The organism is Dyadobacter sp. CY261, assembly GCF_021440085.1.
Taxonomy (GTDB): Bacteria; Bacteroidota; Bacteroidia; order Cytophagales; family Spirosomataceae; genus Dyadobacter.
On sequence record NZ_JAKCPW010000011.1, the window covers coordinates 229,474 to 252,139 of the forward strand.

At 46.9% G+C, this 22,666-nt stretch carries 22 protein-coding genes; 8 read left to right on the forward strand and 14 right to left on the reverse strand.

Translation table 11 applies throughout. The features are described from left to right. Positions 1 to 243: 243 nt before the first annotated feature. A complete protein-coding gene (locus tag LZD49_RS27210) occupies positions 244 to 2,097 on the forward strand; it encodes a glycoside hydrolase family 2 protein (protein ID WP_234670938.1) in 1,854 nt (617 codons plus the stop codon). A gap of 54 nt (positions 2,098 to 2,151) precedes the next feature. Here the strand turns inward: LZD49_RS27210 and LZD49_RS27215 are convergent, their stop codons facing one another. Beyond that, the gene (locus tag LZD49_RS27215) at positions 2,152 to 3,306 is read right to left on the reverse strand and encodes a low specificity L-threonine aldolase (RefSeq protein ID WP_234670940.1); all 1,155 of its coding nucleotides are present in this window, start codon (positions 3,304 to 3,306) and stop codon (positions 2,152 to 2,154) included. A gap of 181 nt (positions 3,307 to 3,487) precedes the next feature. Next, a complete protein-coding gene (locus LZD49_RS27220) occupies positions 3,488 to 4,024 on the reverse strand; it encodes a cupin domain-containing protein (protein ID WP_234670942.1) in 537 nt (178 codons plus the stop codon). A 146-nt stretch (positions 4,025 to 4,170) separates the two neighbouring features. On the opposite strand from LZD49_RS27220, the gene LZD49_RS27225 reads away from it, so the two are divergent. After that, a complete protein-coding gene (locus LZD49_RS27225) occupies positions 4,171 to 5,274 on the forward strand; it encodes a helix-turn-helix transcriptional regulator (RefSeq protein WP_234670944.1) in 1,104 nt (367 codons plus the stop codon). Positions 5,275 to 5,387: 113 nt separating this feature from the next. Here LZD49_RS27225 and LZD49_RS27230 read toward each other — a convergent pair whose 3' ends face one another. The 4 genes from LZD49_RS27230 to LZD49_RS27245 all read right to left on the reverse strand — a co-directional run bounded on the left by LZD49_RS27230 (position 5,388) and on the right by LZD49_RS27245 (position 9,359). Further along, positions 5,388 to 6,191 (reverse strand): T9SS type A sorting domain-containing protein, encoded by an 804-nt coding sequence (locus LZD49_RS27230; RefSeq protein WP_234670945.1) that lies wholly within the window; start codon positions 6,189 to 6,191, stop codon positions 5,388 to 5,390. Positions 6,192 to 6,258: 67 nt separating this feature from the next. Further along, positions 6,259 to 7,437 (reverse strand): tail fiber domain-containing protein, encoded by a 1,179-nt coding sequence (locus tag LZD49_RS27235; protein WP_234670946.1) that lies wholly within the window; start codon positions 7,435 to 7,437, stop codon positions 6,259 to 6,261. 246 nt (positions 7,438 to 7,683) lie between these two features. Next, entirely contained in the window at positions 7,684 to 8,433 is a 750-nt protein-coding gene (locus LZD49_RS27240; RefSeq protein WP_234670947.1) for an ABC transporter permease, read from the reverse strand. Next, positions 8,430 to 9,359 carry an ABC transporter ATP-binding protein gene (locus tag LZD49_RS27245; RefSeq protein ID WP_234670948.1) on the reverse strand — a complete coding sequence of 310 codons (930 nt, stop codon included), beginning with the start codon at positions 9,357 to 9,359 and terminating at the stop codon, positions 8,430 to 8,432. The genes LZD49_RS27240 and LZD49_RS27245 overlap by 4 nt, the downstream gene beginning before the upstream one ends. A 204-nt stretch (positions 9,360 to 9,563) precedes the next feature. Between LZD49_RS27245 and LZD49_RS27250 the strand changes: the two genes are divergently transcribed. Both LZD49_RS27250 and LZD49_RS27255 read left to right on the forward strand, forming a co-directional pair. Further along, on the forward strand, positions 9,564 to 10,598 hold the full coding sequence (locus LZD49_RS27250) for a sensor histidine kinase (RefSeq protein WP_234670949.1): 1,035 nt from the start codon (positions 9,564 to 9,566) through the stop codon (positions 10,596 to 10,598). Further along, on the forward strand, positions 10,598 to 11,302 hold the full coding sequence (locus LZD49_RS27255) for a LytTR family DNA-binding domain-containing protein (RefSeq protein ID WP_234670950.1): 705 nt from the start codon (positions 10,598 to 10,600) through the stop codon (positions 11,300 to 11,302). The genes LZD49_RS27250 and LZD49_RS27255 overlap by 1 nt, the downstream gene beginning before the upstream one ends. Positions 11,303 to 11,322: 20 nt before the next feature. Here LZD49_RS27255 and LZD49_RS27260 read toward each other — a convergent pair whose 3' ends face one another. From LZD49_RS27260 to LZD49_RS27285, 6 genes are all read right to left on the reverse strand, one after another. Then, entirely contained in the window at positions 11,323 to 12,081 is a 759-nt protein-coding gene (locus LZD49_RS27260) for a response regulator transcription factor (protein WP_234670951.1), read from the reverse strand. A 22-nt stretch (positions 12,082 to 12,103) separates the two neighbouring features. Next, positions 12,104 to 13,105: a haloalkane dehalogenase gene (locus tag LZD49_RS27265; RefSeq protein WP_234670952.1), complete on the reverse strand. Its 1,002-nt coding sequence runs from the start codon at positions 13,103 to 13,105 to the stop codon at positions 12,104 to 12,106. Positions 13,106 to 13,297: 192 nt separating this feature from the next. Continuing rightward, on the reverse strand, positions 13,298 to 13,858 hold the full coding sequence (locus tag LZD49_RS27270; protein ID WP_234670954.1) for a DUF1772 domain-containing protein: 561 nt from the start codon (positions 13,856 to 13,858) through the stop codon (positions 13,298 to 13,300). Positions 13,859 to 13,907: 49 nt separating this feature from the next. Beyond that, the gene (locus LZD49_RS27275) at positions 13,908 to 14,723 is read right to left on the reverse strand and encodes a helix-turn-helix domain-containing protein (protein ID WP_234670956.1); all 816 of its coding nucleotides are present in this window, start codon (positions 14,721 to 14,723) and stop codon (positions 13,908 to 13,910) included. Between the two features lie 224 nt (positions 14,724 to 14,947). Continuing rightward, on the reverse strand, positions 14,948 to 15,361 hold the full coding sequence (locus LZD49_RS27280; RefSeq protein WP_234670957.1) for a DUF4267 domain-containing protein: 414 nt from the start codon (positions 15,359 to 15,361) through the stop codon (positions 14,948 to 14,950). A gap of 57 nt (positions 15,362 to 15,418) precedes the next feature. Next, complete coding sequence (locus LZD49_RS27285; RefSeq protein ID WP_234670958.1) at positions 15,419 to 16,030, reverse strand: Crp/Fnr family transcriptional regulator; 612 nt, start codon at positions 16,028 to 16,030, stop codon at positions 15,419 to 15,421. A 240-nt stretch (positions 16,031 to 16,270) separates the two neighbouring features. Between LZD49_RS27285 and LZD49_RS27290 the strand changes: the two genes are divergently transcribed. Further along, on the forward strand, positions 16,271 to 16,840 hold the full coding sequence (locus LZD49_RS27290) for a dihydrofolate reductase family protein (RefSeq protein ID WP_234670959.1): 570 nt from the start codon (positions 16,271 to 16,273) through the stop codon (positions 16,838 to 16,840). 152 nt (positions 16,841 to 16,992) lie between these two features. Here the strand turns inward: LZD49_RS27290 and LZD49_RS27295 are convergent, their stop codons facing one another. Together LZD49_RS27295 and LZD49_RS27300 are read right to left on the reverse strand one after the other, a co-directional pair. Continuing rightward, positions 16,993 to 18,318, reverse strand: a complete 1,326-nt coding sequence (locus tag LZD49_RS27295; protein ID WP_234670960.1) for a hypothetical protein — start codon at positions 18,316 to 18,318, stop codon at positions 16,993 to 16,995. 66 nt (positions 18,319 to 18,384) lie between these two features. Then, positions 18,385 to 19,347, reverse strand: a complete 963-nt coding sequence (locus LZD49_RS27300) for a c-type cytochrome (protein ID WP_234670961.1) — start codon at positions 19,345 to 19,347, stop codon at positions 18,385 to 18,387. Positions 19,348 to 19,491: 144 nt separating this feature from the next. Here LZD49_RS27300 and LZD49_RS27305 point away from each other — a divergent pair, with 144 nt between their 5' ends. From LZD49_RS27305 to LZD49_RS27315, 3 genes are read left to right on the forward strand one after another with little or no spacing between them, the layout of a single operon-like run. Further along, on the forward strand, positions 19,492 to 20,514 hold the full coding sequence (locus tag LZD49_RS27305) for an AraC family transcriptional regulator (protein WP_234670962.1): 1,023 nt from the start codon (positions 19,492 to 19,494) through the stop codon (positions 20,512 to 20,514). A 52-nt stretch (positions 20,515 to 20,566) separates the two neighbouring features. Then, positions 20,567 to 21,670, forward strand: a complete 1,104-nt coding sequence (locus LZD49_RS27310; RefSeq protein ID WP_234670963.1) for a serine hydrolase — start codon at positions 20,567 to 20,569, stop codon at positions 21,668 to 21,670. A 57-nt stretch (positions 21,671 to 21,727) separates the two neighbouring features. After that, positions 21,728 to 22,540 (forward strand): helix-turn-helix domain-containing protein, encoded by an 813-nt coding sequence (locus LZD49_RS27315; RefSeq protein WP_234670964.1) that lies wholly within the window; start codon positions 21,728 to 21,730, stop codon positions 22,538 to 22,540. Positions 22,541 to 22,666 lie beyond the last annotated feature (126 nt).

Sequence of the window (22,666 nt, forward strand, 5' to 3'; positions counted from 1 at the left end):
AGTTGCTAACCGGAAGACCTGTCAGGGAATTTGCAGCAGCAACCCGGATTATAATTATTTTACCCCCTTGGCACAGTTCTTATTAAAGCGGGTATTTCTCGCAAACACCGCGGTATTCGGCTCGGTAATCCCATCGTCTGGGTCGCCATTACCGCTACCCTTTTTACTAATGGCTATATCAGGCCATAAGACCACATGTCCACGGGCGCGGGTGTTGAAATCGTGCATTCAAACAAATCACACATGCAAAAACACATTAATTACGGCTCTTCTAAGAGCAGAGAAGCATCCTTTGACACGGGAGTTTTCCGGGAAGATCTTCCCCGGTCCGTTCTCAGGCCCAACGAATACATTTTGTTGGATGGCGAATGGAAGTTTGCCGTTGATGCTTACGACCGGGGGATCAATGAAAACTGGTATGTCCGGCATGACTTTTCCTACACGGCAAACTGGCCGGGCAGTGTCGAGCAGCACCTGGCAGCAACGCAGCAAGAGGGTTCGTCATGGAAAGACAAGATCGTAGTATGGTATGAACGGACTTTTGAGCTGCCCTTAGATGCGTTGCCCCCCGGGCAGGAGAATACCATTCTGCAGCTCACCTTCGGAGCCTGTGGATATGAGACACAGGTTTGGCTCAACGGCCATTCGTTAACGACAATTGAAGGCGAGCTGAAACATATGGGAGAATATACTTCCTTCTCCTACGAACTGGAAGCACTCCGGCCGGTCAACCGGCTTACTGTCAGGATAGCCAGCAGTATGGACGCGGATATTCCGCGCGGGAAGCAGGAGTCTCACATCTACAAGCGGGGTGGGATCTGGTATCAAACATATACCGGTGCAGTCCGCAGCATATGGCTAGAAAGAGTCGAAAGGAACCGGTTGCGATCAAGGGTAGGTGTGGTCAGCATTATTGAGGATAACCTGGTGCGGTTTACGCTTACTACCCGTATCCACGACCCTGGCTCCTACAAAATAAAATTGACAGTATTCCAGGTCAGCGCCGACACCGATGGCAATCCAGTGGCGGAAGATGAATTTAAGCTGATGCTGGATGCTGGCCAGAAGTCCCAGCGGCTGGTAGTTGATCTCCCGAACGCCCTCCTTTGGTCGGCGAATGCCCCTAACCTCTACCGACTGGTTGCACAACTTATTGATGAGAACGGAACTGCATCTGAGATTGAGACAAAGTTCGGGCTCAGAAAATTTGAAGCAAGGGGTAGCCACCTATATTTGAACAACCAGCCAATTTATCTGGACGGTATTCTTTATCAGCCGGGTAATTCAACATATTGTCAAATCAAAAAGCATTTGCTGGCAATGAAAGAGCTTGGCTGCAATCTGGTAAGGATACACATCGCTGGCATTGATCCACGTATTTACAAGCTTGCCGATAAGATTGGAATATTGCTCTGGGTGGAGGTGCCCAGCCCGCATCGATCGACCCGAAACAGCCGTAAAAACCACCGGGCCGAGCTCATGCGCATGCTGACGCTGATCGGGACTCATCCTTCGGTTGTGATATGGAGCCTTTACAATGAAGATTGGGGGGCGCAGGACATTGCCAACAACAGCGAAACCCGCCAGTATATCACCGATATGTACCACTACATGCAGCTTGCTTATCCGCAGTTTCTGGTCGTCGACAACGATGGTTGGCATCATATTTCTTTTGAAGGAAGACTTAAGACAGATTTGCTGACCGCACATCTTTATACGCCAGACCTTGATCGGTGGAAGGGCATGCTGGATGAGCTTACGGCAGGGAAGCTGGAATCAGTGGCAGCATTTCCGCTGGTAGTAGGAGATCCGTTCTTTTATAGAAGACAGGTACCCCTGATCGTGAGCGAATGGGGTGGATTTGGATTCAAAGATTACGGGGGACCGGCCGAAGAAAGTGCGCGTGTGAGTCAGATCGAACTTTTTAAGGCGGAGCTGAGAAAGCGAAGCATCTCCGGCGACGTTTATACGCAAGCCACGGATATTGAGGAGGAGCGTAATGGATTAATTGATCGGGAAACCGGTGCCCTTCATATAAAGCCGGGGCTACTGGCGTCAGACCAGAATCAACGGCCCGTTGATCCTGATGGGGGATAAGCCGACCGGGAACGTGGATAACACTTGCTGCCCGGGCCGAGCGCGCACGGCTTGTCACGCCTCCTTCAAAGCCTCCAAAAACAGTCCCGTTAACTCTTGAACCGGAACACGGTTGATTGAAGGATTAACTTTCAGCATAAAGCCGTGTTCCCCAGATTTGGCTAGTTCAATATTTCTCTTCCCGAGGGCTTCCCTGAATTTATCAGGATCAGCATTTTGAAGTTGTAAATTGACAAAGTGCGAGCCGTTTTCAATCTTACCAAATTTGACGTGCTCATTCTTCCCCAGTTCTTTGAATAACTTTTCACTGTTCGACCAGGCTAGTTTATATTCATCTATGAAACCGTCGGCATAATACAATGCAACCGCGGCAAAAACCCACGCTGCCGGCAGTCCGCCGCCAAACATTCTTCTTTCATGAAAAAGCTTTTCTGTAAATGCTTTGTCACCCGCCAAAATAGCTCCGGAAGACGCATTAAAACATTTCCACATCGAAGTGAAAACAGTGTCGAAAAGCGCTCCGTACCGTTTCGGCTCGACGCCGGTATGAACCGCTTGCTTGAACAACCTCGCTCCGTCCAAATGTGTTCTGATCCCCTGCTGTTTGGCAAAATCCGTCATCTTTTCCAGGCTTTCGTAGCTCACCATCCTGTCCTGCTGACGTCTCACCGGTGTTTCGATCGCCATAGCGCCTATCTGAGCCTCTACCCGCCCCAGTTTTGTTTTGGCGATGATCTTTTCAACCTCCCCCACAGAGAACTCCACGGCGTTCGCACCCAACGGAATCAGGTTTAAACCGCTCAATATCTGCGAACTGTCCCCGGTATCATTGTAAATATGGCTCTGTTCCTGAACGATAACCCTCTGACTATTCTTCGACAACTTGCGAATAGCAACGTGGTTTGCCAATGTCCCCGTAGGCATAAAAACGCTGGATTCTTTACCAAGCAATTGTGCAAATTTGTGCCCCAATTCCTCCACTACCCCGCCATTGGAATAAAAATCAGGCTTGATTTTACCTTCATCCGCAAGTTTCATCAGCAAACTTGCATAATCCTTTGGACTCAAATTTAGTCCATCATATAAAAAGTCAACTTGCTGGCTGGATTTACGGGGGCTTTTTAACGAGTCATTTAAGGCAAAACCCTCATTCGGAGTTGCGGTGGCAGCGAGTATACCGCCCAGCTTAACAAAGTCTCTTCTTTGCATTGGAGTGAATGAAAAAAAATTTAACGAAAATAAGGACAGAAATGGTTAAAGCTGTATGCGTGGTTTGTTTAATTAATGCGCCTGACCCGGAAGACACCCTTAACACAGGAAAGACCCATCTCCGGTTTAATTTTCCGGAGGTCGACTTTTAGCTGTTCCCGGTACTGTGTATGGACACTTCTCACTCGAGGTACCTTTGTAGTTCCCGGTCTTTCCCCAGCAACCGCGCTATGCTACCAAGACTTTTATATAAAATCCGTTGAGCCCGATATGGAATTCCGGGGAAATATGTTTCCCCCATGTCTATCAGGATTGCCAGGTGCCAGAAATTTCTGGGCAGGCCTTTTTTGGAGCACCTTCCATCGGCGGCTAGCCCATATGCTATCCTTATTCCCTCCTCGAATTTAAATGCAGGCTCAACAACGGCTTTAAACCGCACATCCTTGGTGGATTTGTTATAAAAACGGTGTACCGAATGAGCAGGCGCTGTGATCTTGTCCCCCGGCCCCAGCAAATATTCTGTTCCGTTGCATTTTACATTTAAGTACCCATCCACGACTTCAAAATGCTCGTCAAAACAGGTATGGTAATGCAAATCGTTGCCCCCTCCCGGTTTTAGTTCTACTTCCACATGTACATATTCGCCGTTCGTCTCCTTTGAGGTTTTCAGAAACGTTACCCGATCCCCGACAGCGGGATTTTCTATTGTTCTCTTCATCGTCTATTTAATTGGTTCGCCAAAATTACCCGCGCCGGCAAAGGATCTAACTACGCTAGACGGAGTAAATAGTACGCAGTTCGTCGCCAAGATGTAAATGCGCATTCATATAGCCGGCAGCACGCGGAAATACAACTTTGGCTCGATTGTGCCGGATACTAACTGGAAAAGCGGCAGCGATGCGGGAAGTGATTATCATTGCCGGAGTTTACTTACCGGAGGTTCCGAAAAGCGGATGCTACCATTTTAAGACAATGCAAGTGTATTTTGGTCCAGTAAATAATATGAAAGGGCAAATGGAAAACCTGGACATCGACTACCTCACCATGGTTCAAGGCCGCCAGGAGGGTGAAAGTAATATGAGAGAATTTGAAAACTCCTATAATCACATGGGCAAACTTGGGCTGCAGTTCAATAACTATGAAATACCGGGCATACTCCTTTCAAGATTGGCTGGTGTATCAGATGGGAATACTGCATTTTCCGCTGCAAAGACACCGGAGGCCGTTAATATGAATTTTATACTTTCAGGAGCCATGCGGTCCCGATTACACGCCAATAATTCGGATTTCCTGATTAAGAAGTTTCAGCATAACCTGATCTATCTCGAGAACTTCGATGGCAGCCATAATTTTCCAGATGGAACTACCAGTGCTTTCCATGTTATGTTTGATAAAGCATATTTCTGCCGGTTGATAGATTACAATGAGGAACAGACAGGGAGACTTTTAGAGAAAATCGAAAAAAAAGAAGGCTTTTTTGCGAATAAGCATATGATGCCAGTGATGCCAGATATGTTGACAACCATCAATGATATTACCTTATGTAAGTTAACGGGGCCGTTTAGGAGGATATTTATGGAAGGCAAAGCTCTGGAGCTCTTGTCACACACGCTTAACCAGGCAGCGCATTATACTCCGGCACGCCAAAAACTTAACGCCACTGATTTGCAACGGATCAAAGAAGTGAAAGAATATCTTGACTGCCACTATCTCAATCCGGGTAGTATGCTTGAAATTTGCAGAATGTTTTGCCTGAATGATTATAAACTAAAAACGGGCTTTCGAGCGCTGTACCAGGATTCGGTTTTTGGCTACATTCATCTGAGAAAAATGCAGCTCGGGAAGAAACTGTTGGAAGATGGTCAGATGAATGTCGCGCAGGTCTCGGATTGCATCGGTTATGCAAATCATTTCAGTGCAGCTTTCAGAAAGTATTTTGGTTTCTCTCCAAGTCAGCTTAAGCGCTGAGAGGCTGTGCTCCCAATATGGATCGACTTTAAAAAACACCTCGTGGAAGTCAGCGATATTGCCCGATTTCTACGAGGTGTTTTTAGGTCAGCGGATTAGCCTAGACTATCGTTTCAGTTTTTGATCACTTTGGCAGTGCTGACACGGCCATCTGCTCCTGTTGCCCGTAGCAAATATAGACCAGGAGACAGACTTTTCACATTGATCTCGCTTTCCGATCTGCCAGGATTGCATTCCGAATTGAACACGGCCCTTCCCTTGGAATCGAGCATTATTACCTGTGTGAGCTGACTTTCTCCCGAGGTTTTCACTGTTAGCCTTTCTAAAACGGGGTTAGGGAAAACTATTAACCCGGGACCTTCCCCGAGATGGACTTCCATTGTAGGGCCATAGACGGACTTGCCTTCCGCTCCGGCTGCCGTTATCCGATTCGCAACAGTGTCAGAAAGCGACAAGAACCGTTCTCTTTTTCCTGCGGTGGCGGAAAGCATCTGTACGGCGGCTCCCCGATGCCGGTAGAAGACCCGGTGGGCATCCGTATCGACGGCACTTTCTTCAAACGCCATGAATCCTGTCGGCGTTTCTCCGGCGAGGCGAAGCGACCGCTCGTCCTGTCCATTCAACTCGGACGGATCGTACGACAAACCGACAAAGCCCTCAAAAACCAAGGGTTTTTCGAAAGTATAGACTCTTTCAATACTGCTGGTATTGTCGTCGGTGAATGGCGTTGGGGAGACCTGTAATGTATTGTTCGTTAGTGTGAGGTCCGTTTCCGGCACTATCGTGAGGCCATCCATTGTGACACTGGCACCACCCTGTACAAAAAGAGCGTTTTCACCAAAGTGCATTTGTGCCTGACAGTGGCGGGCTTCCAGTAGCCCCAAACAAGCCAGGCTGATGATGATATATGTTTTCATAAGATTGGTTACCAGCCCGCCGATACTGTTTTGGAGCATCGACAAGCCAGATCGTCAAGGTCAATGATTAATCCCTTTTGGCTTCCAGCTTCTGCCGTATGCCTTGGCCGGAAACTTCCGCCAGTTGCGTTTTCAGCCACTCAATTTCCCTGTTCAGTTGCATGGTGCGCTTTTCCAATGCCTGGATCAGGATGAAGGCTACGCCATCGACATCGGCTGTGTTCAGGGTAGTATCATTGCCAATTGTTCCATGGAGATCTTTGCCATAGGCGGCAAAGAAATCCTGGGCCATCGGGCCATAATGCCGCATGGTAGCGGCGTCCTGCTGCTTGTAGTTCCAGCTTCCCAGCCGCAAACCCCGGACTTTACGGAGAAAATCCTCTCCGTCGGCCTTCACAAAATTGGTTTTTCGGGTCGAATCCGATGAGCTGATCCAGGCATTACCGCCAGGTCCCAGCGCCACGTAGCTAGTGAGATTGGCGCTGCTGTATAACAGATAACCGTTGGCGAAGCGGGCTGTAAACTTATTGGGTGCTGAAACCTGCGTATGCTGGGGAAATCCAAGTGCGTCACCAATGATAAAGGATCCCGTTTTGTTGGCAGTGGAGACATAACTACCTATCGCGGTAGAGTAATCACCGGACGCTATCGTTTCCGTTCCGAAGGCAAACGCCCTTACTCCACTCGCATTGTTGTGAAAACCCATAGCGACTGCGCCCTGACCATTGGCGAAATTTTCTGTTCCAAAAGCCGTGGCACCTAGTCCATGCGATTGGTTGTGCTTTCCAAATGCCGTTGCGTAATGACCGTCGACGCCGTTTTCCTCGCCAAATGCAGTAGAGGATCTTCCGTGTGCACTATTGTGATTTCCAAATACTGTGGCCGCCTCACCTGAGGCCGTATTCCTGTACCCCATCGCCACCGAATACTTCTTTTGCGCCTGGACATTGATTCCCATGGCTACCGAACCTTCACCGATATTTCCCACGAACCACTGTACATTGTCGACTTGTCCCGCCCGGAAGGCGGCGAGTTTCGGGATCCAAAGCAGGCTGGTTCCAGCGTCGGAGGGAAGGTTACTTGTGTTCCCAGCCCCGAAGGTGCCAGTGGCGATAATCCCGTCCGGGTGTTTTACGTCTAATCCTGCCCGCGGAGTGTTGGTATTGATGCCTAATCGCCCCTGGCCGTGCACCGCACACGTGATGATGAGCAATCCGCCTAGCAAGATTGTTTTCTGAATTTTCATGGCTGTTTGATTGTAAATTTTGAGCATTGACTGATAATAGACAGACAAGATGTTCACGACATACTCAGACGAAGCTGCCGGACATTTTACCGCCCTTTTAGTTTCGTCAAAAGTAGGCTGAGGGGCATCACCAATTACATAATAATGCGTAGTTGGCCGTATTCTTGAGTGGCTGTCGTAGAAGCAATTATATCCGCCAAATTGAGCAACTCGTCTACAAAATCAAAACCCGGTTTGAATTCCGGTCTATCCGCGAAATTTTTTAGTAAAGTCCTGATAACTCACCATAAAAAGCAAAGCCGTGTACACGGCATTTAGCAAAAAAATACTTTGACCGGCCTCATTTGATTCCCCGTAATTCAGCATCTGGAACGGGGCAGCGTATGGCAAATAAATGATATAGTCCCAGTTTTTTAAGAGTAAGCCAATCATTAATCCGCCCAGGCCAACTCCTAGCGAAGTGATGAGATTTTTGAGCCGGAACGAAAGCCAGAACTGTAAAAAGACCATCGGCAAAATAGCAATCAACAACTCGGTCACAAATCTAAAAAGGTGTAGGCATGGTACCGGAAATTTTGAAAACCCGAGACCGGGTACCGCATAGCCAAGAGTGACGCCGGATAAAACACTCAATGACAGGTACAATGTAAAAAAGCCAATGACCATGGCGAAAACGACCATCAGCTTGCCCAGGTAAATAGTACCCCTGCTAACAGACAATGTAAATAAGTGCTTCCATGCATTTGCCTTATGCTCGATATGGACGATCAGACCGATGATCAACAGAATAAAGCCCACTGAAAAGAAACAGCACCCGTTCAGTACCCGAATGAGGAAATCGTCCCAGGGGTTTACACCATGCCCTGGTATAAAGGCTTTTACGTCCGATAAATAGGTGGCAAACAAAATAAATGGGACGAAAAGAGCACCCAATATCGTCAGCCAGAGCGCGAATGTATTTTTAAGTTTGATAAACTCAGTGTAAAACAGGTTCATAAATAATCATCTTTTACAATTGAAAGAAAGGTTTGTTCGAGCGTGCTTTCCACAAGCTGGGCGCGATTGACACGCAATCCCCCCGCCGTCAGCAATGTGATCAGCTGGGCCAGACGATCTTTGTCAACATATTGTACTTCAAGGAATTCTGCGGCCTTCACGACGGGCTGATGGTCTTCCAGCAGGATTTTCAGGGCGTGTATGTTGTCATCCGTATCAATCTCAATAATGGCTTTGTCCCGGCTGATTTGCTGCAATTCTTTAAGAGGCCCCTGAAAGAGCATTTTCCCCTGACCAATGATACCTATGTGGGAAACCAACCTCTCAACTTCCGAAAGTAAATGGCTTGATACAAGGATCGTGACACCGTGTTTCACATTCAGCTCCTGTAACAGATTCCTGATTTCTATGATGCCGTTCGGGTCCAGGCCATTAGTGGGCTCATCCAGTATCAGCAGATCTGGTGAAGAAAGTAGCGCTATCGCCAGGCCAAGCCGCTGCTTCATTCCCAGTGAATAGTGATGAACATACTTGCCTGCCTCCGAACCTAGCCCCACCATGTCCAGTACTTCCCATATCCTGCCCTTTCTGACGCTTCTCAGGTTGGCAGTAGCTTTAAGGTTGTCAAACCCGGTTAGGTGTTCATACAGTGATGGTGTTTCAATGAGTGCGCCAATCCGGGAAAGTATAGGGTAGCGCTGATCGCGAAGGGATTTTCCAAAAACTTTGACAATTCCTGAGCTGGCTGGAAGCAAGTCAAGCAACAGCCTGATCGTTGTGGTTTTCCCTGCTCCATTCGGTCCTAAAAAACCATAAATAGCCCCTTTCGGAATTTGCATGTTAAGATCCCTGACGACCTGCCGGTTTTTTGAAAAGCTAAAAGATAAATGGGTGGTTTCAATGGCAAGTCCATTTCCATTATTCATATCCGAGTATTTAATTGATAAACAAATATTCCCGGCTTTGTTGAATTGGAAAAATGATCCGGACATAACAGGCTATTGTACTGCCGTAATGATCAGTTGCGATGCCGAATCTTTTCGGCGACAGATAACTGGAATTGGGCATCGAAAAGCCGGCTTTCGGCATGGCGTGTTTCGAAAGCCGCGTCGATTGCCCATATTTGAGTGATGGAACACCTGGAATCTTTTATCGGAAAAGTAATGGCCTCCAGGATGTTGATGCACCTTTCTTTTTGCCTCACGTTTGTGGCTGTCTTTTCATTCGCAGTCATTTTAAGTGGTAACTATGACGTGGCTGCCGCTGCCATGATCAGTTGTCTTTACATTTTGACATGTACCTATGTCGGAAGGTGGTATGGTAAGTCGTGGCTAAACCGGTCAGTAGTGCGGGAGCCCCTTTCAAAGTCAGTTTCGATTTTCCTGGTGCTAGTGTTGGGTGGTGCTGCCGGTGCTGCATATATGTTCAAAGGTGATATCTCCGGATACTTCCTGCAGAACCTGTTTATCTGCTTTCCCATTTCGTTACTCTTTGTATTTTTTGGTATCGCAATTGCCCTGGCGCGGCATGCAGTAGGGATGCAAGTCATAGAGGCTAAAATCGTAAAAGAGCAAAAGGAGAGCGAGCTTCGGCTCCTTTTATCACAACTGAGCCCGCATTTTCTTTTTAACACACTCAATAACATTTACGGAATATCACTCACACAGCAGCAAAGGGTCCCGAAACTGCTGCTTAAACTTTCCGAATTGCTCAGGTATAGTGTTTACGAAACGAGAGAAGAGTTTATCCCGCTTAAAAATGAATTGCTGTATTTAAAGAATTACATTGATTTTGAAAAAATACAGAATGGTGACAGGCTGGTGTCGGAAATTGCAATCGAGGAAAATCCCGACGATCGGATACGGATCGCTCCCATGCTGCTGATTGTTTTTGTTGAAAATGCATTCAAATATTCCAAAGCTACGCGCAAGCAAAGTATGCTGGTTATCATTGAATTACAAATCAAAAATGACTGGATCCACTTCTCAATCAAAAACTCATTCGAACCTGGACATAGGGAAAAAATGGGCTTTGAGGAGCCGTCAGGTATTGGCCTGCACCATACATTGAAAAGATTAAACCTGATTTATGGGAGTGATTATTTTTACAATGCTTACGTAAACGATGATATGTACCACGTTACACTACGGCTCAAAGCGAAATAATGATGATCAATTGCTTAATCGTCGACGACGCACCGGTGGCAAGGGAAATTTTGGTAGAATACTGTAAACTGCTTCCTGTATTGCGGGTTGCAGGGATATGCAGCGATGCTTTTGAAGCCCGCGAGAAAATACAACAGCTACAAGTCGACCTGCTATTGATGGATATCAACATGCCGGTCCTCTCAGGAATTGAACTTTTGAAGACATTGAAAAATCCTCCCCTGGTTGTTTTCACTACGGCCTACAAGGAATTTGCGACGGATGCTTTTGACCTGGCTGCCTGCGATTACCTGTTAAAACCATTCTCCGTCGAACGTTTTATTATTGCCATCGACCGTGTCGTAGAGAGATTGAATCCCAAAGCGAATACTAAGCCTGAAATACCTGCTATCTCAGGCAACCATTTGCTATTACGGACTGAGGGCAGGATCAACAAACTGAATTATGACCAGATCGTGTATTTAGAAGCTAACAGGAACAATACAAAGGTGGTCACTTCCAGTGAGCATTTAATAAGCCCGACACCGCTTTCATATATCGAAGCACAGCTGCCAGCTGAACTGTTCTCCAGGGTTCACCGATCCTTTATCGTCAATCTTTCAAAAGTCAGCAGTTGGCAGGGTAACCGGATCATTCTCGGCAAAAATGAAGTGCCGCTAGGCGGCAGCTATAAGGATGAATTTTTGAAAATATTGGGAGCGTAACTGCGACTGAGTCCTGCATATTACGAATGGCGAAAAAAGTCCTTCGGAGTTAGGCCGGTGAACTTCTTGAAGTTTCTGATAAAGTGCGATTGGTCAAAAAAGCCTGCACGAAGCGCCGAATCGAGCAGAGAGTCGGTTAAATGCGCCCGGCCAATCAGGGCTTTCATGCGGACGATGTCTGCAAATTGTTTGGGGGCTGTACCAACGCTCTTTCTAAACCTCTTTTCGAATGCATCGAGACTAATATGCATACTTTCAGATAGTTCCTTCACATCAAGCACCCCACTTGCAGCCTTTATTTTTTCCACAGAATTGATAATGAGCAGATCAGCCTTTTGATAGCGGATTCTTTCAACAAAAAACTGTTGTACAATGCTCACCTTCTTTTCAATCGATCCGGCTGTCCATAATTGCTCTTCCAGCATCATTAACTCAGATGGTCGGAAGAATTCGTCCAGGCCAACATTGGTTTCGAATAATTCGTGAATGGGTAAACTAAAAAAAGCGGCAGCGCCGCCCTCCTTAAACTGAACAAGGATGTTGGCGCTGTTTTTCCCGTATTCTACCAGCCTGAACGACTTCCTTAAACCAGATAAAGAAAATAGCGGCAGAACGGAATTTTCGGCTATTCCTTCAAATTGCACGGCCCCCTTCAAGCGAATGGCTACAACCACGGATGTGTCAGGCAATAAGCGGCTGACCAACGTGTCGCTGCTTTCAACAACCACAAACGATTTTACGAATGGGGCTAAACAAGAAACAGGTTCGAATATTTGCATAGGATAGGCACAATCTACCAATTTACCTGCGTTCCCGCAACCATTTTGCTATGGCCAAACCAATTTCTTCCGAAGAGTCTTCTTGCAGATTATGATGTCCGTTTACAATCACATGAGTTTGGTTAGGCCAGAGCTTACAGGCATTTTTCTCTGCCTCGGCTAAGGTTCCGGGTGTCGCTTCGATGAACAGTTTCGGAATATTACTTTCTGCAAGCCAGCTGCTGTTGTCGTTTACAGTCCTGACAATTTCCGCCGGTTCGCCGCCTAATGGCAACTGGCGGGCCCAGCTGAGCATAGCACGCCTGCCTTTTCCCGGCTCACCAAAAGGGCGACGGTATTCGGCTAATTCTTCTTGTGACAGTGTGCGTAAAACTGTTTTTGGTAAATTAAACTCAATAAAAGAGTTGTCCACAAGTACCATTTTCTCCCCTTCATCGGTACGAAGCTTTTGAAAAGTCTCCCGTGCTACGCCAGGCACCTCGTCCCATGTGCGCGGTCTTGTGATGGATTCCATGTACACAATTCCTTTCACCGCGCCGGGATGGTTACGGGCCCACGCAAAAGCCAGTACGGAGCCCCAATCATGCACCACAAAAATGATGTCCCGTTCTATCCCGAGACTGCTGAGAAATTGGCTGAGGTATTTTTCGTTATTGCTGAAAGTATATTCCGCTTTGTCGGCGAATTTATCCGAGTCGCCCATACCCATCAAGTCGGGTGCAATGCACCGTCCCAAATGCTGAACGTGCGGCAGAATGTTTCGCCATATATAACTGGATGTTGGGTTTCCGTGGAGGAAAATAATCGGGTTGCCTTGCCCTGTCTCCACATAGGCCATTTTGAGCCCATTCATTAACTGGTATTTTTTTTGAATTGGAGAGACCGTTTGCTCCCGGGGTTGTGTGGCGTTCATTGTTACTTTGTTTTGTTTAGAAAATGCAGTTACTTTTTCTTGCAAAGTGACCTGTGCAGGCGATAGGACCTGCACGCCGGTGATCAGCAAAATCATAAGTGTTGACTTCATGCGTCGATTCTTTTTACAAAAGTCGCACTGCGTTAAACAAGTAAATAGTATAAAATCATTGATTTGCCGGACCGAAAAAGATACCGTGCATCCGGGAAAAGTTACGGGAAGATTGCTTTCTGATATGATGCACAACGACTCTTTGCCGGGCATCACTTTGCAGCATGAGATCAAGAAGTATGGATACTTTGACTATGAGACCAATGAGGCTCTGTTTCTGTCACCAGCATCTGAATTAGCAGGCCCATTGGCTGACTGCCTGGTCATCGCAAACCATCCGGAAAATAGGGCCAATATGGAGAGAGACGTTCTTATTGCGTGAAAAGACTTCCATTGCAACAATTCACTAGCCACTTTGCTCTCAGCCAGGGTCCCGCCTGCCATAGCGAAATTTGCAGGCATAAAATAAGCAATAAAGATAACAAGCACCAATAAGTTGCAGATCGCTGCAATCATCCATGCATTTTTATTGGCCAGCTTCTTTTTAAACGCATTTACAGATAAAATAATAGAAGACATTAGTGGCATCATTTCCAATGGCAGCATTGTCGATCCTAATGCTTTTGCATTCATTGAGAACCAGGATAAAAAGCCAGCGGGAGACATTGTTTGCCAAAACGGGACTAAGACAAGCAGGATGACTAAACATCCACCGGTAAAAGCGGACTGGGCGGCTATTGTAAAAGTAGCCAGGTGGCGGTTAGTTTTCAGACGTTTATCTGATACAGATGCCGGGGCGTGTAGTTGGATCATTGTTTCTTTCTTTGAATATTTTCTTACAAAGAAAGGAGCACGACAAAGCCTAAAATTGTAAAAAACGGAAGTGAGGTATCTGTTTTCTTAAATTATTCGGAGAATACCCTGTAATATCTTTCACGTCATTAATAAAATGAGCCTGATCGAAGAAGCCGCTTTCGTGTGCGATCCGGGTCAGCGCATGACCCGAATGAATCATTTTGGAGGCAGCCTGTTTCAGTTTTACTAACCGCAGGTATTCTTTCGGCGAACACCCAATATGGTCATAAAAATGATTTCTGAGGGTTCGGTCTGAGACGTTCAGTTGTCTGGCCAGGTCTTTGATTTCTGTTGTAGCAGCATTGTTCTCCATGAGTTCTACCGCTGTGGTAATCAAGGACAGATCCCTGGCCAGCAAATGATCAAGGAATATATTTTCAACCTCGTCGAACATTTGCTCAGTGTCCGTACAATGTTGGATCTTCTCCTTAAAGGCGGTCGCAGCGAGTTGAAATAAATCTTGCGTATTGATGAGCCAGGGCAAGGATTTAATAGGTGTTTTGGTAAAATAGGCCAGACCAAAAGGTCGCACATGCGCCCCGATGATTTTGATCCGATCCGTTTGTGGTTGTACGACGATCTTTTGGGTTGAAATGCGTGAGATGACCATTTCTACCGAAACCGACTGGTTCAAACTCAGATTGGTGACTGTAAATGGATAATCAAAAAAATAGCCAAACGTAATTCTGGGAAATGGGATGATGTATTCTGAACTTAAGGCAAGCTGACTTGCCGGGACATCAATGTAAAAATAGCAATCAACGAGTGTTGAAAGAAACGGGTCTAATGGCTTTTTCGTAACAAAATAATTATTATTATCCATTGATCCAGACTGTTACGTGTGTTGAAGGCCAAGTTTAATCTTTGATATCGGTCAATCCGGTTGTTTGTTGATTTACTCCTGAAAGTACAAAAATGGAATGGACACACCTACATTTTGTTGCATACCCCAAACCTCTATCACATTCAGGCAATGTTACCAGACGGTCTCGAAGGAATCCAAGTCATTTTGACCGCGACAACGCGGCCGGCCGTTGCCGCCAGATATCAAATAGCGTTTCTTAGCTGTTCTTTTTCAGCCGCTGATTGCCGTAAAAAGTAGCAGATTACCCAAAGCGTGATAATAGTACCTCCATGAATGAGCATCGCCCACAGGTTACTGCCGGGCGTACGCCATACAATGAGCATATCGGCGAAGGGAATGATGGAACCTGCCAATAAGGTGAGCAAGAGGGGCTTACGGTAATGAGACCAGGCAAACAGCACAATCATTAACCCTGAGAAAATATCCCGGATGCCTTTGATATAGTGAAAAGCGTAGTTAGGCTCTTGGTAATGAAGGCCAAATCCTGCTTCCCCAATTTCGGGTGCCAGCAAAAAACGACCGCCAATGAAGAGCAGGCCGAACCCAATCAACAGGCTTATCAGCCTGGCAGGTGAAGAGATGTGTTGCGTTGTCATAATCTTATGCGTTTTAAAGTACAGCACAAAATTGCCCAGCAAGCGCCACCTGTGCATTCACTCAGGTGAAGAAATGCGGTTATAGTCCTTTCCCGCCCATCGCGCCCGGATACGACTCAATGACTGTGGCTTGACTCCCACGTAAGAGGCAATATGATACTGAGTGATTCGGGCCGCGAGCGTCGGATATGCATCTAAAAATACCTGGTAACGTACTTCCGGCGAGTCCGTATAGAGTGAGACAAGCTGCCCCATTGCCTGAACAAAAATTTGTTCGATCACTATCCGGCCAAAACGTTCGCCATAATTTAGCTCGGTGAATAAGCGTTGCAGGTTGGCAGATGAGATAATGAACAACGTTGAATCCTCAATGGCCTGAATAGTACGTCGGCAGGGCTGTTGCGAAAGAAAGCTTTCATAATCACAGACAAAGTCGTTTTCTAAACCGAAGCTATAAATTTTCTCGTCCCCATCCTGGTTGACAAAATACCGAACCAAGCCCGTCTGAATAAACCCTACCTGTTGGCAAACCTGACCTTGCTGAACAAAATAATCTCCCTTTTTTAGAGACCAGGGCTGGAACAAGGTGCCTATCAGCGTCGTGTCCGCTTCATTGAGTGGAACTATGTGTCGTATCGTCTCGATAAGAGCAGTCAGCGGGTAATTCATCACTATTCTGCGTATAATTGAATGTTATGGCAAACTATATCATTTACAGGACAATACCATTGAGCGCCTTCCGGGGGACGCAAACTGACCGATATGAATCAAAGATATGGTTGGCACAATACCCCTCTGTAATAGTCCTAAGACCCCATCAGGGATATTGCACGCTTGCAATAACTTTGTCCCGCTAACGCTGGCCGTGATATTACCGGCAGTAACCAAAACATATAAAATGCAATCTAAATGAGAAAGGTAGTTTTATTCGCACACATCTCCCTGGATGGTTTTGCAGGAGACGTCAATGGTGGCCTCGGTTTTCTGACGTATGATCAGGAGTTGCAACAATACGCCGGAGAGCTGGTCAAAACAGTGGGCGCTCCTTTATATGGCAAGACCACCTACCAGTTGATGGAAGGTTACTGGCCCACCATATTAAACGACCCCAATGCCGACAAGCATTCGCTGGAGCATGCGCAATGGGTGCACGATATTCCCAAAGTAGTCTTTTCGACGACACTGGACACCGCAGGCTGGAATAACACGACACTGGTCAAAGACCATGTTGTGGAAGCGGTAAGCAAGCTCAAAGAAGAGCCCGGCAAAGATCTGGTCATATTCGGCAGCCCCGGCCTTGCCAAAAGTTTTATGAAGCTGGGACTGATAGATGAGTGTAAACTCACCTTGCATCCTGTGATATTGGGCAATGGTATCAGTCTGTTTGATGGTAATATCGCGAAAAGCTCCCTGAAATTACTGGAAAGCAACACCCTTAAATCGGGCGTTGTTACCTTGCATTATGAAGTTGGTAGGTAAAGGATTTCTGTAAATCACGGACTGACTCGACTATATTGAGACGATTCAGCCCGTGATTAATTTGCCGGCGATTTGTTATTTGATGGTAAGATCCGAAAGGTGAGCGCATGGTGAATGTCCATCCACAGGCTGTAATCGTTTGTTAATCGCGACTATCTGGCATTCGCAATCGCGCTGAAAGATGCCCGCACTTTTACCGGAGTAGTCTTCTTGCCCTCCCGATAGAGGTTGCATACGACCGTGCCGCTGGATATCTCGTTTGTTGCGGTAAATCTTTCAACGTTGAGCTCAGCTGGATCGAAGACAACTTTGTCAAGCTCAGCATGAGTTTCCTCAAAATACATGGTGCTATAACTTGCACCACCATCCCTTGCAGGGCCTCCGATGAAAAATGTAGATTTTTGGAGTTCTCTATGGTCGCCTTTCAGGGTGTAGGACTTAGGTCCGGTAAACCAGCCAAGCAAACCGGCCTGAAAGTCCACGATCTTTGCTGATCTGCTTTGCTCGCTTATTTTAACAAAGTAAGAAGTCCCATTCTCGTGGATTTGGTGACTGATATCGATATCAATGTCTTCGTATCGTTTTCCATCAACAATCAGAACGCCCGCCGAGCGAATTTTGATGTTGCGGACCAGTTGGGCTCCCGCCTCCTTGATGAGCTTTATTCCGACGGCCATCTGTCGCTTTTCTTTCGCAGGAAGTTTGTTTGGTGCGACATAATAAAACCTTGCGTTGTTTGCGTTTTCCGGTTTGAGCTTGATGAGACCTGTCTGAGCATCCAAGGTAGACTTCCCGTTAACAGTCCATGCGCTAATTTCACTCACGGTACTCAGGATTCCGAGCGGCACAAAAAGCTCTTCTTCGGGGGACGTCGGTTTAAAGCTCTCGTCAATGTGCCGAAGTTCGAGAGTGGTTTCTTCTGATGGAATGAGTGTGTCTTTGGTGCAGTAAAGAAAATACTTTGAGACAATAGAAGTTCGACCCGTCTTGGTCAGCTTTGCTGAGATCCGCCCGGTGGTATTATCCAACTCGGCCTTACGGGTAATGGCCCAGCTTCCTTCCGCCTGCTGTTGGGCGAGTCCAAGCGCGCCGGCTGCGCCGTTCAGGTCCTCCCCGGTAGAATGATAGGCAAAGGTAGCCGGTTTGTTGAACTTGATTTCTTCGGGGGTAATCCGGTAGCTGGTCCCCACGCCGACCATTGCGGTGTTTTCGATCGGTTCGACGCTAAACGGGGTAGATTTACTGAGTGCGCCGCTTGGAATGGTCAGCGTCAACTTGCCATCGTTTGTTGTCAGGCTTCCACCTTCCGGCCCGATCGTTTTGGTTGTTGCCGGTCCGATCGGCTTCCCGAACGCGGTCACCGTTCCTGGTCGATAAACCGGATTTTTGGACGGGTCTTTGGTATCCGGCAGCCTGGTTTCGCATGCCCATAGAAATAGTAGCGAAATAATAAGTACAGAAGAAAATACATGATTCATGGCTTGGTTGTATTTGGATTGATTATGGGTCAGATAATAAGGAGCTTTTTTTAACGGCGCTCGTTTTCAGGACGATTTTGCCTGTGCGCGCGTAAATCGCGGAACTTGGTTTTTAACCGGTTCAAGAGATTGAAAAAAGTAGTAAAGCGCTTTGAGATCATTTTTGGTGAACGACTGAAATGATTTCCACGGCATCGGCGAGTTTGGGAACGCAGCCCCGGTTTCAAATCTTTTGATGAAATCATTAACTGTCCATGACGCCAGAATACCGGTTTCTTTGTCGGGCGTGAGATTTGGTGTACCGAAAATCCCATTCTCCACTGGCATTTGATATCCTCCGGAGAATTCCTTTCCGATAAACTCACCGGTTTTGCCCCGCTGCGTGTGGCAGCCGACACAATTTGCGACAGAGATCGCCAGATATTTACCGTACTCGGCCGTAGTGTCTGGTGCGATATAGCTGGGCGCTGTCGGCTGGCTGGGCTTCAATACGAACCTGGCCACGATCTTCCCAAGTATATTCAGGTCGTTTTCCGGAACGGCATGGCTGATGGGCTCAATGCGTCTCAGATACGAGATGATGGCCGAAATATCCTGATCACTCATGGTATTAAACGTCATGAAGGGAACCATGGCCGTGTTGTCATGCTTAACAGAATTCCGGATGGCACGTGCCAGCATTTCGTCTGAGTAACTCCCGATTCCGGTAGCGCTGTCCGGGGTAATGTTCGGCGTATAGAGCGTTCCGAAAGGCAGTTTGATTTCAAGCCCGCCTGACAATCCTAATTTTGTCCCATTCTGCACATTCGTGACACCGTCGGCAGCATGGCACGTCCAGCAATGAGAGGGGCCCATCACCAAATACCGGCCCCGGGCGATCACCGCTGCATCACGGCTCGATCTTATCCCGGTTTCCGGAACTTCAAACTCTTTTTTGTAGCTAAACTGAACGTATAATAAGAAAAGACCTGACACGGCCGCCACAGTCAGGAAGACCCGCAGCAACCCTTTAACAATTTTCTTTTTCATGGCTAAAGATGAATAACGAATGATTAGTCGTCGGTGCGAGCCTTGGCTAGATCGGCATCGCGAGCGATCAACAGTGCAAAAGTATCCTGGGAGCAAAAAAATAAAAGATGTATTTTGCGACAACTTTTTACGCTTTCTGGTCATATGAAGTTTCAATTGTCCATCATACGCGATATCATCTACGAGGCGGTTGCTCACGGTGTCAAATTAAATGAGCTATGCAGACGGGCGGGGTTAACGGCGGCTGAGCTCAACGACGCCGACCGGATGGTCGACTGGGAATTTGCTCCGCATTTATGGGACGATATCGTGGAGCTGACAGGCGACAACTTGATTGGCCTGCATATGGGAAAGCGCATGCGGCCAACGGCCTACGGGATGATCGGCTTCCTGGTGCAAACGTGTAAGGATGTTAGGGAGGTGCTCAGTTCCATATCTCAATACAACGAGACGTTTTCTTCTATTTACACTTACACGCTGGAATTACAGGCCGACAAAGCGGTGCTGTATATGGAACCGGATGCCTTGTGGGCTGCCAAATATCCGACAAGCGCCCGACAAGCGTCAGACATTGGAAAATCGTCAGCAGTTTACATTCTGAGGACTTTGACAGGCAAGAAGATCACTCCAATTCACGCTTTCTTTTCACATGAAAAAATGCACGCCGAGGGTTACCGAAAAATACTTGAATGTGAATTAACGTTCAATGCGCCCAGAGATGGGCTTGTATTTCGGCGCAGCGATATGGACTTGGCTGTACTCGGCCACGATGTTTCGCTATTTTCTTTGTTCGATAATCTTCTCCAGGAAAAGCAGAAGCAACTTTCGGCAGGGAAAAGTTTTTCAGAGGTAATCAGAACTTCTATTTTGTCCAATTTCAAAGGGCAAATCCCATCCATCGAAATAATTGCCGCGCACCTCAAAATGCACACCCGGACTTTTCAACGCAGACTTGCTGCGGAGAATCTCAGCTATCGTTCGATCTGTAATGACCTCCGCAAAGAACTCGCTCTGGCAATCATTGCGCGTTCTGATAAGAGCATTGCTGAAATCGCCGAACTACTTGGGTATGCAGACCATACCAGCTTTCGAAGGGCATTCAAAAGTTGGACGAAATCTTTGCCAAAAACCGTACGTGCAAAAGCAAGCAGCCCGAATTCTATCTAAGTAGCAGTTATTAATTTTCGCTTTCATTCTAGCAACACCTTTGAGAATCTATATGAAATGTCATTTGCTCTCCCTCGCGTTTCTTTGGCTATTCCATGTGTCGCATGCCCAAACAAGGGTTGACCCGGTTGAAAGTGAATTGAGAGAGCTGCATATTCCCGGCCTGGCCGCGGCAAAGATCGAGAACGGAAAGATTTCCTGGATGCGATATTATGGTTTGCAAGACATCGAGCAAAAAATACCAGTGTCGGGTGAAACTGTCTTTCATATCGCCTCAATTTCAAAAACGATCACAGCTGCTGCCGTTTTGCAGCTCAATGCAAGAGGATACTTTAATCTGGATGATGATATAAACCGGTTCCTTCCGTTCCGCGTTGTAAATCCATCGTTTCCGAATGCTCCGATTACATTCAGGCAACTTCTGCGGCACCGCTCCTCGATCGCTGACAACCGGGATTACCTGTTTCCGTTTTGGGAAAATAAATATCAGGGAGGCGATATCCCATTGGAAGCATTCCTGCTCAACTACTTAGCGGCCGGCGGCAAGAATTATCATGCAGGCAAAAACTTTATCCACGCAGAGCCAAACGATAGGTTCGAATACTCCAACATGGGGTATGCCCTGCTGGGATATTTGGTTGAAAGAATTACAAAAATGCCTTTTGACCAATACTGTAAAGCCCGTCTCTTCGAACCTTTGCAAATGAACCATACCAGCTGGTTTCCCCAAGATTTTCCGGAAGCCCGGTTGGCTACGCCATACGCTTATTCCGATTCCCTGGCAGCGCTGATCAAACAGCCGCAAGGCAAGTATCCCGACTTCCCCGCCGGCCAGCTCCGATGCACGTTGAAGGACCTTGCCACTTTCTTGTTATGCTGGACTCATGACGGGAAGTTTGACGGGAAGCAAATCATCGATGCGAAGGCCATTCAGACGCTGACGCCAAAAGATATGAGCCTGGGTTTTCACACCTGGTTTATGTACCTGCTCAACACCGAAACGCCCATGTATAGTCACAACGGGCATGGGCCGGGTGTCTCCACGTATATGCTTTACGACCCGTTCTCGAAAAAGGGGTTGGTCATTCTGATGAACGGAGAACTCTCGGATTACTTCAAATGGAGAAAGCTTATCGATTTGCTTTACCAATTCTGACGCATTTGTTCAAACTGCACAAGAACAGGAACGTTTTTTTATATGACAACTACCATAATGAAGCAAGAAAATGGAATTTACTCCGATCAACGAATCGCCGTTCCTGTCGAATTTGCGGACTTTTTCACGCATTTCTACGCGGCACAAAATAACAGTGAGCAGGATGTCAAAAAGACATTAATACCCAGTTTCCAGACGATCATAGTATTCAGCTTCGGGCCTTCCATCAAGTTTAAATCCTGTGGTAACAGCCTTGAACTGAATGAATGTGTCATACTTGGCCCAATCAGGCAGGTTATCGAATACACGCTGCCACCTGGCGCACATTTATTGATCGCCAATTTCAAAGACGATGCTTTTTACCGGTTTTTTGGCCCGGCTGTTCTTTCTGATCAAATGGCGGTACATCCTGATGAACTACTGGACGAAAATTGCTTTACCCGGCTCTGGCTTCGGCTGAAAAATGAATCGACGACAAACCGCATAGCACTCATTCTGGATTTTTGCAGACCCTACCTTCGACCCAGGCATCTTTCGGTAACCCGCTTTACGGAAGAAAAGGCAGACTACACGGTCGTGAATCCTATTAAAACCGTCGCTCAAAAGACAGGGCAGAGCGAACGCAATGTCCAGCTAAACCACAAGAAATATTTCGGCTTTACGGCCAAAGAAAAGGCCCGTTACGAAAAGTTTTCGAAAGCCTTGCAATTACTGCAAACCTCATCTGGTAAAATAGATTGGCATCAAATTGCAGAAACTTGCGGCTATTACGATCAAAGCCAGCTCATTCGCGACTTCAACCATTATTTAAATCTTAGCCCGGGCCGGTACATCAAATTCCAGAAAGATATCTGTAAAGCCGGAGGATGATGGGTGTCGAAAGAATGTCTCCCCCGCCTGCATTCCCCGCTGGTCCCGTTGCTGGCCTTCCGCCGACGCTATTTCGTTTTCTTACAATTTCAGCGATGAAGGATTCATGAATTTTGTGCTGTAAAC

Excerpts from the sequence above, each read along its gene's own strand:
- LZD49_RS27210 (WP_234670938.1), top strand. The coding sequence starts at position 244 with ATGCAAAAACACATTAATTACGGCTCTTCTAAGAGCAGAGAAGCATCC.
- LZD49_RS27215 (WP_234670940.1), bottom strand. The coding sequence starts at position 3,306 with ATGCAAAGAAGAGACTTTGTTAAGCTGGGCGGTATACTCGCTGCCACC.
- LZD49_RS27220 (WP_234670942.1), bottom strand. The coding sequence starts at position 4,024 with ATGAAGAGAACAATAGAAAATCCCGCTGTCGGGGATCGGGTAACGTTT.
- LZD49_RS27230 (WP_234670945.1), bottom strand. The coding sequence starts at position 6,191 with ATGAAAACATATATCATCATCAGCCTGGCTTGTTTGGGGCTACTGGAA.
- LZD49_RS27235 (WP_234670946.1), bottom strand. The coding sequence starts at position 7,437 with ATGAAAATTCAGAAAACAATCTTGCTAGGCGGATTGCTCATCATCACG.
- LZD49_RS27240 (WP_234670947.1), bottom strand. The coding sequence starts at position 8,433 with ATGAACCTGTTTTACACTGAGTTTATCAAACTTAAAAATACATTCGCG.
- LZD49_RS27245 (WP_234670948.1), bottom strand. The coding sequence starts at position 9,359 with ATGAATAATGGAAATGGACTTGCCATTGAAACCACCCATTTATCTTTT.
- LZD49_RS27250 (WP_234670949.1), top strand. The coding sequence starts at position 9,564 with ATGGAACACCTGGAATCTTTTATCGGAAAAGTAATGGCCTCCAGGATG.
- LZD49_RS27255 (WP_234670950.1), top strand. The coding sequence starts at position 10,598 with ATGATGATCAATTGCTTAATCGTCGACGACGCACCGGTGGCAAGGGAA.
- LZD49_RS27260 (WP_234670951.1), bottom strand. The coding sequence starts at position 12,081 with ATGCAAATATTCGAACCTGTTTCTTGTTTAGCCCCATTCGTAAAATCG.
- LZD49_RS27265 (WP_234670952.1), bottom strand. The coding sequence starts at position 13,105 with ATGAAGTCAACACTTATGATTTTGCTGATCACCGGCGTGCAGGTCCTA.
- LZD49_RS27270 (WP_234670954.1), bottom strand. The coding sequence starts at position 13,858 with ATGATCCAACTACACGCCCCGGCATCTGTATCAGATAAACGTCTGAAA.
- LZD49_RS27275 (WP_234670956.1), bottom strand. The coding sequence starts at position 14,723 with ATGGATAATAATAATTATTTTGTTACGAAAAAGCCATTAGACCCGTTT.
- LZD49_RS27280 (WP_234670957.1), bottom strand. The coding sequence starts at position 15,361 with ATGACAACGCAACACATCTCTTCACCTGCCAGGCTGATAAGCCTGTTG.
- LZD49_RS27285 (WP_234670958.1), bottom strand. The coding sequence starts at position 16,030 with ATGAATTACCCGCTGACTGCTCTTATCGAGACGATACGACACATAGTT.
- LZD49_RS27290 (WP_234670959.1), top strand. The coding sequence starts at position 16,271 with ATGAGAAAGGTAGTTTTATTCGCACACATCTCCCTGGATGGTTTTGCA.
- LZD49_RS27295 (WP_234670960.1), bottom strand. The coding sequence starts at position 18,318 with ATGAATCATGTATTTTCTTCTGTACTTATTATTTCGCTACTATTTCTA.
- LZD49_RS27300 (WP_234670961.1), bottom strand. The coding sequence starts at position 19,347 with ATGAAAAAGAAAATTGTTAAAGGGTTGCTGCGGGTCTTCCTGACTGTG.
- LZD49_RS27305 (WP_234670962.1), top strand. The coding sequence starts at position 19,492 with ATGAAGTTTCAATTGTCCATCATACGCGATATCATCTACGAGGCGGTT.
- LZD49_RS27310 (WP_234670963.1), top strand. The coding sequence starts at position 20,567 with ATGAAATGTCATTTGCTCTCCCTCGCGTTTCTTTGGCTATTCCATGTG.
- LZD49_RS27315 (WP_234670964.1), top strand. The coding sequence starts at position 21,728 with ATGAAGCAAGAAAATGGAATTTACTCCGATCAACGAATCGCCGTTCCT.